Consider the following 9,201-nt stretch of genomic DNA (forward strand, 5'->3'; position numbering starts at 1 on the left):
GCTTTCGCGAGCAGGCTCGCTCCCACAAGGGATTCTCAGCTTCGCGGCAGAAAACCTCTTATCGCCAGAAATGCCGGCACGCCAAGCCCGACCCAGCTCAACGCATCCCAGATTCCATCCCCCAGCAACGCCGCAAACAGCCCCGCCGCACTGAGCAGGGCGATCACGATCGGTGTGCTGAAAACCTTCCAGAAACTCGACTGACGCGGCTTCATGCCGAGGCCTCCGCCGGTTCCAGAACAGGCTTGGCCGCCTTGCGCCGCACTACCCAAAGATAAACGCCACTGGCCAGCACGATGATCGTCAGCACATCCAGCGTCGCCCAGAGAATCTTCATCGGCATGCCGCCGTAGTCACCAAAATGCAGCGGCTGCGACATGCCCATGGCGTCCATGTACCACGGCCGTTCCGCCACGGCGGTGACTTGAAGTGTCGTGGCGTCGATCAGCACCGGCGTCAGCAGGTGCGAAGTCAGGTGCGTGCCGCCCTTCATGAATACCGAGTAATGGTGCTCGCTGGAAAAGCGCGTGCCGGGGAAGGCGATGAAATCCGGCTTCATCCCCGGTGCGACTTCTTCGGCGATGTCGAGCAACCGCGTAGCCGGCGCCAGTTGGGTCAGCGGCGGCGCATCGCGATACGGCGCGATCAGCGTGGTCAACGCGTCGTTGCGCCAGGCAGCGATGAGCAGGTCGGCGCAGGCGCTGATCACTCCGGTCACGCCCACCACCAGGCACCAGGTCAGGGTCACGACACCAATCAAATTGTGCAGATCGAGCCAGCGCAGTCTTGTCGATTTGTCCTGGCGCACGGTGCCGAATTTCAAGCGGCGCATGAACGGCAGGTACAGCACCGTGCCGGACACGATCGCCACGACAAACAACAGACCCATGAACGCCAGCAGCAGCTTGCCCGGCAGCCCGGCGAACATGTCGACGTGCAGGCGCAGGATGAACAGCATCAAGCCACCGTTGGCCGAAGGGGTTTCCAGCGCTTCGCCAGTGCGCGCATCGAGCATGAAGGTGTGCGAAGAGTTCGGCTCGGTGTCGGCCGTCCTGGCCATGATCGCGAACGCCGCGTTCGGCTCTTCGTCGTCATAACCGAAGTACTGCATGACTTCGCCCGGGCGATGTTTCTGCGCGGCATCGACCAGTTGCTGCAGGTCGAGTTGCGGCGTGTCGGCCGGCATCTCGCGCAGTTCCGGGGCGTTGCCCAGCGCGTGATCAATCTCGTGGCTGAAAATCAGCGGCAGACCGGTCAGCGCCAGCATCAGCAGAAACACCGTGCAGATCAGGCTGGTCCAGGTGTGGATGAACGACCAGCGGCGGATGGTTTTACTTTTCATTGCATGACCTTCAAAAACACCAAAGCCGTCCGGTACGGACGGCCTGGGAACAGGGCCTGTTTCAGCTCACTGGCTTACCACTTGTAAGTGGCGCTGGCGACGACACTGCGCTGGTCGCCGTAGTAGCAGTAGAAGCTGTCGCAGGTGGAAATGTAGTCCTTGTCGAATAGGTTGGTCGCATTCACCGCCAGCGACGCACCTTTGAGGCTGTTGTCCAGACGGCCGAGATCATAATGCACGCTGGCGTCGAACACGGTGTAGGCGTCAGCCTTGCCCAGCCAGGTGTTGGCCTTGTCGCCGTAGGTATTGCCGGTGTAGCGCACGCCGGCGCCAATGCCGAAACCGTCGAGCACGCCGGCGTGCCAGGTGTAGTCGGTCCACAGCGAGGCTTGTTGGTTGGGCATCAGTTGCAGGCGATTTCCCTTGTCGACGCCTTTTTGCACTTCGGATTTGGCCAGGGTGTAGGCGGCGATGACTTTGAGGTTGTCGGTCACATCCGACACGGCTTCGAGCTCCAGGCCTTTGACCTTCACTTCGCCGGTCTGGCTGGTCACCGAGACGTTGTTGACGAAGGTGTTCACCGCGACGTTCTTTTGGGTCAGGTCATACACGGCGGCGGTCAGCAGGGTCTTGCTGCCCGGAGGCTGGTATTTGATGCCCAGTTCCCACTGCTTGCCTTCGGTTGGCTTGAGCGAGCCGGTCGAGGTGGCATCGGCGCCCGTCGTCGGCTGGAACGATTCGGCGTAGGACAGGTACGGCACGAAGCCGTTATCGAAGACGTAGCTGAGCGCCGCGTTGCCGCTGAATTTCTTGTCGCGCTGGGTGTTGGTGGCGTCGCTCTGGTTGATGAATTGGGTGCTGGTGTGGACCCAGTCTTCACGGCCGCCGAGGGTCAGGCGCCACTGGTCGAGAGCCATTTGGTCCTGCACGTAGAGACCGGTCTGGTAGGTCTTCTGGTTGTAGTCGTAAAACGCCGTGGAGCGCGCCGGACGTACGATCGGCTGGCCGTAGATCGGGTTGATGACGTTGGTTTGCAGACCATCGCCAAAGATCGAGGTGTAGTTGGTGTTGCTGCGCTGGTGATCCAGACCCAGCAGCAAGGTGTGGCGAATCTCACCCGTGGCGAAGTCGGCCTGGAAGTTGTTGTCCACGGCAAACTGGCTGATGTCTTCGTCGACGCTGGTGCTGGTGCGGCCGACGTTGCCTTCTGCATCCACGGTGGTGAACGGATAGGAACCAGGGGTCAGCGACTGGAACGACAGGTCCGACTTGGTGTAGCGCAGGTTCTGTTTGAACTGCCAGACATCGTTCAATCGATGTTCGAAGGCATAACCCAGCGCGTAGTAGGTGCGGTCGTAGTATTCCCAATCCGGATCGCCGAGATTCTTGTGATGGGAAATATCACCGAGCGGCGATTTGATCTTCGTGCCCTGGATCGGCAGAAACTGGCTGGTGATGCCGGTGTCGTCGCGGGTGAACTGGCTCAGCAGAGTGAGTTTGGTGTCGTCATCGATGTTCCACGTCAGGCTCGGCGCGATGTTGTAGCGCTTGTTGTCGACGTGATCGACCTGGGTGCCGCTGTCGCGCACCACGCCGCTGAGGCCATAGAGAAACTGCCCGGCGTCATCGATCTTGCCGGTGCTGGCGAAGTTGATCTGGCGGTGGTTATCGCTGCCGTATTGCAGCTGGATTTCACTGCTGGCTTCAGCGCTCGGGCGGCGGCTGACCATGTCGAGCAAACCACCCGGCGGGGTCTGGCCGTACACCGACGAGGCCGGGCCACGCAGCAGGGCGAGGCGGTCGAGGTTCCAGGTTTCCTGTTTCGGGTTGGCGTACACGCCTTTGGGCAGCGGCAGGCCATCGAGGAACTGGGTCGGTTCGAAACCGCGTACGCGCAGCCAGTCGGCACGGGTGTCGCTGCCGTAGCTGCTGGCGGTGATGCCCGGCATGTAGCGCACCGCGTCATCGAGGCTGTGCACGCTGCGGTCGTCCATTTGCTGACGGGTTGCCACCGAAATCGAACGCGGTGCTTCGACCAGCGCGGTGTCGGTCTTGGTGCCGGCGGCGGTGCGAGTCGCGGTGTAGCCTTCGACCGGGCCCCACGCGCTTTCGAAGTTTTCCACGCCGATGACCGAAGTTTCCGGCAGGGCCAGCGTGCCTTCCGGCACGGCCACCAGGGTGTAAGTGCCGGCGCTGCTCTGTTCCAGTTGCAGACCGGTGCCGCGCAAAGCCGCGCGCAGGGCGCCGGCGGCGTCGTACTGGCCGTTGACCGGCGCCGAGGTTTTGCCGGCGGCCAGCGCAGGATTGAGCGACAGGGCGAGGCCGCCCTGGCTGGCGATCTGGTTCAGGGTGGTCGACAGCGGCGCCGCCGGCAGGTTGTAGGCGCGCACGCTGGACGCTTGCTCAGCGGCGAGCAACGGGCTGCTGATCAGCGGCGTGCCGAAAGCGATGGCAAAAGCCAGCAGACTGGGGCGCAACAAGGTGTCTGGCGAACGGGACATACGGCGGCTCCTGAATGGAAATATTTCTCAATTGCCTGTGTGCCGGACGAGATTGGAAAAGTGATAGGGCTGGGTGGAAATTCTTTTTTGCGGGAAATGGTTGTGCGGCTGATGGCGCCTTCGCGAGCAGGCTCGCTCCCACATTGATCGTTCCCATGCTCCGCGTGGGAATGCCTCATTGGACGCTCTGCGTCCGCTTCGGCAGGGACGCAGAGCGTCCCGGGCTGCATTCCCACGCAGAGCGTGGGAACGATCATGTCAAGGGGCGGAGGGCTCCGCCTTCGCCACGGTGACCCAATACGGCGTATGCCGCTCGATCTGCACTGGCAGAGTCGGCAGCAATGCACTCAGTGCCTTGTCGGTGTCATGCAACGGAAAACTGCCGGTAATGCGCAGATCGGCCATTTCCGGCGCCACACCCAGATGGCCACGACGATAGCGCCCCAACTCGTGCACCAGATCGCCCAGCCGGGCGTTGTCCACCACCAGCATGCCGCGCGTCCAGGCATCGGCGCCGGGGGCGAGGGCGGCAATCGAGCCCAGCCCGTCACTGCGCAGCAACACCTGCTGGCCTTCGCGCAGAATCTGTTCTTGCGGGTTGGCCTGGGCATGTGCCGCCACCGCTGACTGCAACACGCTCAGGCGTGTGCCATCGTTCTCGCGCTTGACCAGAAACCGCGTGCCCAGCGCACGCATGCTGCCCTCGCGGGTTTCGACGATAAACGGCCGCGCGTCGCCATGCCCGGTCTCGACGAGAATTTCGCCTTCCTGCAACACGATCAAGCGGCGTTCGTCATCGAAGCGTACGTCGACCGCGCTGTGGGTATTGAGGTTGAGCAGAGTGCCGTCGGACAGGCGCACGGTGCGCTGTTCACCGGTGGCGGTGCGCTGATCGGCGAGCCAGTAATCCAGCGGCAGGTAGCGCTCACTGACAAACAGCCCGAGCCCGATGATTACCACGACGCTGGCCAGCCCACTGCCGAGTTTGCGCATGCGAGGACGAATGCCTTCGCGCGATTGCAGCAACGCACTTCGGGCCGGGCCCTTGGCGACGCTGAAGCGCTGATCGAGCATGCCCAACTGGCGCCAGGCGCGGGCATGTTCTTCATGTGCCGCGTGCCACTTGGCGAATTCCTCGCGCTCCAGTGCGGTGCTCGAATCGAGGGTCAATTGCCAGGCAATCGCCGCGTCCAGCACATGCGCCGGCACGGGCCGCGAACTGGCCGCGGTCATGTCGGCTCACCGTAAAGGGCGATGTAACACTGGCGCAGGCCTTGGGCCAGATACTGCCGCACGCGCGGCACCGAGACGCCGAGTCTGGCGGCGATTTCGCCGTGGCTGAGGCCGTCGAGGCGGTTATACAGGAAGGCCGCACGAGCCTTGGTCGACAGCTTGCCGAGCAGACGGTCGATGGCCTTTAGGTCGTCGAGGATCATTTGCTGTTCTTCCACCGACGGCTGTTCGTTTTCGGGGATCAGCATCAGTTCGGTGAGGTAGGCCTGTTCCAGCGCGGCGCGGCGGAAGTAGTCAAACAACAGGCCTTTGGCGATCGCCACCAGAAATGCCCGAGGTTCGCGCGGCGTCAGCAGTTCGTCGCGGTTGAGCAGGCGCACGAACGTGTCCTGGCTCAGGTCCTCGGCGCGCTGCGGACACGCCACATTGCGCCGCAACCACGCCAGCAGCCAACCGCGATGGTCGCGATACATCGCACCGACGAGCTCATTGTGGGGGTTGGGCACTGACGACACCGGACATCACCGATTGGGAAATGTTAACTAACGAGAATAGTTCGCGATTCTGGCAGAGGTGGGAATGGTTAGCAATTGGCCACTGGTCAGGTGATAAGGTTGCATGCCTCTGTAGGAGCTGCCGAAGGCTGCGATCCTTTGATCTTGCTGTTTATAAAATCAAAAGATCGCAGCCTGCGGCAGCTCCTACAGGGGTAGTGCTAGAAAGAGTGAGTTTGCTGCCGCCGCTTCCACTGGCTCAACCGCTGCTGCAACTGCAACGGACTGTAAATCTGCTGCGCCCGCGCCCGGCTGAACAGAATCAACGCCAACTCCGCCGTGGCCAGCGCATCGGCACTCGCGTTATGCCGCTCGAACACTTCAAGCCGGAACCATTCGATCCACTCATCCAGCCCGGCCTCGCGAATCTGCGCCTGCGGACATAACAGCGGCGCAATGTCCGCCACATCCAGAAACACATGCTGCAGCTTATGCCCCAAGTGTTCCTTCACTGCGCGCCCGAGCATGTGCTGATCGAACGGCGCATGAAACGCCAGCACCGGGCTGTCGCCGATGAACTCCAGCAACTCCAGCAACGCTTCCGCTGGGTCGCTGCCTGCGGCAATTGCACTAGGGCCGAGGCCGTGAATCAGTACGCTGGGGCTGAGCTTCAGTTCGCGACATTGCAGTGTGCGCTCGAACTGTTGGCTGAAATCGATCGCGCCGTCCTCGACCACCACCGCGCCGATCGACAGGACCCGATCCTTGCTCATATTCAGGCCGGTGGTTTCCAGGTCCAGCACCACCCAGCGCTGCTCGCGCAGGCTGCATTCGCTCAGCTCGGCAAGCGCCGGCAGCTTCGCCAGCCGCTGCTGCAAGTCCGCCGACACCACGGGGCTGGCCGGGCGTAGCCAGGAGAACAGGCTCATAGCTGATACCGCAAGGTCAGGCTGCTTTGCAGGCGCTGCGCCTGGCGCAGGGATTCGCGCAGGATGCGCCGGTCGAGATGATTGAGGCTGTCGGGATCGACGCGGTTGGAGTACGGCTGGTTCTCCCGGGTCTGCAACTGATGCTGCTGCATCCGCGTTTGCTGAATGAAGTGATAGGCCTCTTCATACGCCGCGCCGTCGAGCGGCTCGATGACCTCTTTATCGACCAGTTGGCGAAAGCGTTCGAGGGTGTTGTTGGCGTCAATGCCGTTGGCCAGCGCCAGCAGACGGGCGCCGTCCACGAACGGCGTCAGGCCCTGGATCTTCAGATCCAGCGTGGCCTTCTCGCCGTTCTTGCGTGCCAGCACGAACTCACGGAAGCGCCCCACGGGAGGGCGATTGCGCAGCGCATTTTCGGCGAGCATGCGCTGGAACAGACGGTTGTCAGCGACCTGATCGAGGATGCCCCGGCGCAATTGCTCGCAGCCTTGCTCATCGCCCCAGACCACGCGCAGGTCGAAATAAATGCTCGAGCTCAGCAGGTTCTCCGGCGTGGCTTCGCGGATGAACGCGGCAAAGCGCCGTGCCCATTCGGCCCGCGACAGACACAGCTCGGGATTGCCTGCCATGATGTTGCCCTTGCACAGGGTAAAGCCGCACTGCGCCAGGCTCTGGTTGATCTGCTGGGCAATCGGCAGCAGCTTGCCGCGTATTTCTGCTGCGTGCGCGGCATCGCGAGCATCGAACAGGATGCCGTTGTCCTGGTCGGTGTGCAGCGTCTGCTCGCGCCGGCCCTCGCTGCCGAAACACAGCCAACTGAACGGCACACCCGGGTCGCCCTTTTCCGCGAGGGTCAGTTCGATGACCCGGCACACCGTGTGATCGTTGAGCAGGGTGATGATGTGGGTGATTTGCGTCGACGACGCGCCGTGGGCGAGCATGCGCTCGACCAGTTGGCCGATCTCGCCGCGCAAGGTCACCAGTTGCTCGATCCGTTGCGCGCTGCGGATGGTCCGGGCGAGGTGGACCAGATCGACTCTTTGCAGGGAGAACAGATCACGCTCGGACACTACACCGCACAGGCGTTGATCCTTGACCAGACAGACGTGGGCGATGTGCCGCTCGGTCATGGCGATCGCCGCATCGAAGGCACTGTGATCCGGCGACAGATAAAACGGTGATCGAGTCATGTGCTGTTCGATGGCGTCGCTGAAATCACCGACACCTTCGGCGACCACATGGCGCAAATCGCGCAGGGTGAAAATCCCCAGCGGCGTCTTGTGCTCATCCACCGCGACGATGCTGCCGACCTGTTGCTCGTGCATCAGCTTCACCGCTTCACGCAGCGGCGTCTCGGCGCTGCAAGTCACCGGATGGCGCATCGCGAGTTCACCGAGACGAGTGTTCAGCGAGTATTGGGTGCCGAGGGTCTCCACGGCTTTTTGCTGGACTTGCTGGTTGACCTGATCGAGCAGGCTGCTCACCCCACGCAAGGCGAAATCGCGGAAGGCGCTGGAAAGGGCGAACAGTTTGATGAACGCCAGTTTGTTCAGTTGCAGGCAGAAGGTGTCTTCGCCCGCCAGATGTTCGGTGCGTGTGGCGCGCTCACCGAGCAGCGCCGCCAGCGGAAAGCATTCGCCGGTGGTGATTTCGAAGGTGGTCTCGGTGCCGGGCTTGGTGATGTGCTGGCGTTCGCCGACCACCCGACCCTGTTTGACGATATGAAAGTGTTCCACCGGGCCGTCGGCCGGTTTGATGATGCTCTCGCCCTGGGCAAAAAAACGCAGCTGACATTGCTCCACCAGATAGGCGAGGTGGGCATGTTCCATCTGATTGAAGGGCGGGAAGCGCTGGAGGAATTGCAGGGTGCCCTGAATGTTCTGCAACACCGCGGTTTTCCCTGCCTGGGTGAAGGCGTCCGCTTTGCTCATAACCATTACCGCAGTCTTTTTCGAATTGTTGTTGTCGGATCGTTGCGACCATGGTCGACCCCGGCGGGCAGGGTGCCCATTGGACGTAAGTCTAGGTTTTGCCACCATTGGCCGATTTTCGGAAATAACCTACGCAAAAGCTCGGAAAAGCTTGCCTTGGGCACTTGGAAAAAATTCCGACGAAGTGCACATTGAAGCGCTGTCCGGTGATGTCTGACGACTTGCCAGGGATTGTTTGAACATTTAGAGAGCGCCATGTCCGACCACGATATTTTGAGCGACGCCGAGCGGGAAGCGCTCAGCGCAGTGATGCTCGAACCTGATCTGCCGCCGCAGCGTGTTCTGATCGTCGACGACGACAAGGACGCCCGCGAGCTGTTGTCGGAGATTCTCGCGCTGGACGGCATTCGCTGCATGACCGCAGCCAGCGGTGAAACCGCGCTGAAAATGCTCGATGAAAAGCCTTCGATCGGTCTGGTGATTACCGACCTGCGCATGGGCAATGTCGACGGCCTCGAGCTGATTCGCCAGGTGCGTGAATCGGTACGGGCAGCGATGCCAATCATCATCGTCTCCGGCGATGCCGACGTGAAAGATGCGATCGAAGCGATGCACTTGAGCGTGGTGGATTTTCTGCTCAAGCCGATTGATACGGGGAAGTTGCTTGAGTTGGTGAAACACGAATTGGGCATAGAACCTTAAGACATATTTCGCCGCCCAGCAGATGATCGTTCCCACGCAGAGCGTGGGAACGATCAATCCACCTCAAAA

At 61.7% G+C, this 9,201-nt stretch carries 8 protein-coding genes; 1 reads left to right on the forward strand and 7 read right to left on the reverse strand.

Going from position 1 to position 9,201, the window contains the following annotated elements; all coding sequences use genetic code 11:
- Positions 1-35: 35 nt before the first annotated feature.
- The 7 genes from F8N49_RS21235 to F8N49_RS21270 form a co-directional block, all read right to left on the reverse strand.
- Positions 36-215 carry a hypothetical protein gene (locus F8N49_RS21235; RefSeq protein ID WP_016772844.1) on the reverse strand — a complete coding sequence of 60 codons (180 nt, stop codon included), beginning with the start codon at positions 213-215 and terminating at the stop codon, positions 36-38.
- Positions 212-1,342 carry a PepSY domain-containing protein gene (locus tag F8N49_RS21240; protein ID WP_016772845.1) on the reverse strand — a complete coding sequence of 377 codons (1,131 nt, stop codon included), beginning with the start codon at positions 1,340-1,342 and terminating at the stop codon, positions 212-214. Before F8N49_RS21240 ends, F8N49_RS21235 begins: the two co-directional genes overlap by 4 nt.
- Before the next feature lie 74 nt (positions 1,343-1,416).
- A complete protein-coding gene (locus tag F8N49_RS21245) occupies positions 1,417-3,843 on the reverse strand; it encodes a TonB-dependent siderophore receptor (RefSeq protein ID WP_151552432.1) in 2,427 nt (808 codons plus the stop codon).
- 258 nt (positions 3,844-4,101) lie between these two features.
- Positions 4,102-5,076: a FecR domain-containing protein gene (locus F8N49_RS21255; RefSeq protein ID WP_151552434.1), complete on the reverse strand. Its 975-nt coding sequence runs from the start codon at positions 5,074-5,076 to the stop codon at positions 4,102-4,104.
- The gene (locus F8N49_RS21260; RefSeq protein ID WP_241089677.1) at positions 5,073-5,549 is read right to left on the reverse strand and encodes an RNA polymerase sigma factor; all 477 of its coding nucleotides are present in this window, start codon (positions 5,547-5,549) and stop codon (positions 5,073-5,075) included. The genes F8N49_RS21255 and F8N49_RS21260 overlap by 4 nt, the downstream gene beginning before the upstream one ends.
- Before the next feature lie 242 nt (positions 5,550-5,791).
- Positions 5,792-6,499, reverse strand: a complete 708-nt coding sequence (locus F8N49_RS21265; protein ID WP_151552437.1) for a PolC-type DNA polymerase III — start codon at positions 6,497-6,499, stop codon at positions 5,792-5,794.
- The gene (locus F8N49_RS21270; RefSeq protein WP_306106539.1) at positions 6,496-8,430 is read right to left on the reverse strand and encodes a putative nucleotidyltransferase substrate binding domain-containing protein; all 1,935 of its coding nucleotides are present in this window, start codon (positions 8,428-8,430) and stop codon (positions 6,496-6,498) included. The genes F8N49_RS21265 and F8N49_RS21270 overlap by 4 nt, the downstream gene beginning before the upstream one ends.
- A gap of 255 nt (positions 8,431-8,685) precedes the next feature.
- Here F8N49_RS21270 and F8N49_RS21275 point away from each other — a divergent pair, with 255 nt between their 5' ends.
- Complete coding sequence (locus F8N49_RS21275; RefSeq protein ID WP_016772851.1) at positions 8,686-9,132, forward strand: response regulator; 447 nt, start codon at positions 8,686-8,688, stop codon at positions 9,130-9,132.
- Positions 9,133-9,201 lie beyond the last annotated feature (69 nt).

It is taken from the genome of Pseudomonas sp. GXM4 (genome assembly GCF_008923895.1).
In the GTDB taxonomy this organism is placed as follows: domain Bacteria; phylum Pseudomonadota; class Gammaproteobacteria; order Pseudomonadales; family Pseudomonadaceae; genus Aquipseudomonas; species Aquipseudomonas atacamensis.

What these genes read in the sequence shown, in the direction of transcription:
- F8N49_RS21235 (WP_016772844.1), bottom strand. Translation starts at nt 215, where the DNA reads ATGAAGCCGCGTCAGTCGAGTTTCTGGAAGGTTTTCAGCACACCGATC.
- F8N49_RS21240 (WP_016772845.1), bottom strand. Translation starts at nt 1,342, where the DNA reads ATGAAAAGTAAAACCATCCGCCGCTGGTCGTTCATCCACACCTGGACC.
- F8N49_RS21245 (WP_151552432.1), bottom strand. Translation starts at nt 3,843, where the DNA reads ATGTCCCGTTCGCCAGACACCTTGTTGCGCCCCAGTCTGCTGGCTTTT.
- F8N49_RS21255 (WP_151552434.1), bottom strand. Translation starts at nt 5,076, where the DNA reads ATGACCGCGGCCAGTTCGCGGCCCGTGCCGGCGCATGTGCTGGACGCG.
- F8N49_RS21260 (WP_241089677.1), bottom strand. Translation starts at nt 5,549, where the DNA reads ATGTATCGCGACCATCGCGGTTGGCTGCTGGCGTGGTTGCGGCGCAAT.
- F8N49_RS21265 (WP_151552437.1), bottom strand. Translation starts at nt 6,499, where the DNA reads ATGAGCCTGTTCTCCTGGCTACGCCCGGCCAGCCCCGTGGTGTCGGCG.
- F8N49_RS21270 (WP_306106539.1), bottom strand. Translation starts at nt 8,430, where the DNA reads ATGAGCAAAGCGGACGCCTTCACCCAGGCAGGGAAAACCGCGGTGTTG.
- F8N49_RS21275 (WP_016772851.1), top strand. Translation starts at nt 8,686, where the DNA reads ATGTCCGACCACGATATTTTGAGCGACGCCGAGCGGGAAGCGCTCAGC.